Annotated in this window: 1 pseudogene; it reads right to left on the reverse strand. The window is 66.3% G+C overall.

The features are described 5' to 3' along the window. Positions 1-403 (reverse strand): annotated as a pseudogene (locus SB816_RS30010) (hypothetical protein); the annotation flags it as partial.

Below are 403 nucleotides of genomic sequence, written 5' to 3' on the forward strand. Positions count from 1 at the left end.
TCGCCGTTCTTCGGCAATTTCGACCGCGCCTTGTGGCCCGGCGCCGGCGACCATGCCGGACGGGTACTGCGTTCGCTGTCGATCACGACCAGATAGCGCCCGGCGATCGGCGTGATGTCGCGATCGTGGCGCAGCACCCACAGCGACCGGCCGGACTCGACGCGCGCCTGATAGTCGTCGTCGAGAATCGCGTGACGGTCGAGGAACGTATTCAGCGAAGCGGGAATCCGCACGCAGCCTTTCGAATGCCGGATGCCGAGCAGCGGCTCCAGACGATCGGGGTCGGTCGCATGCATCTGGAAGCGCATCGGCGACTTGCCGCCCTTGCCCCAACCGCGCTCGCCTTCGACCCAGCCGAAATCGTAGATGCGCATGTCGTGCGCGCCATAGCCGCGAATGCCGT

Origin of the sequence: Achromobacter sp. SIMBA_011 (genome assembly GCF_046535435.1) — a bacterium.
Classification (GTDB): domain Bacteria; phylum Pseudomonadota; class Gammaproteobacteria; order Burkholderiales; family Burkholderiaceae_B; genus Achromobacter; species Achromobacter dolens.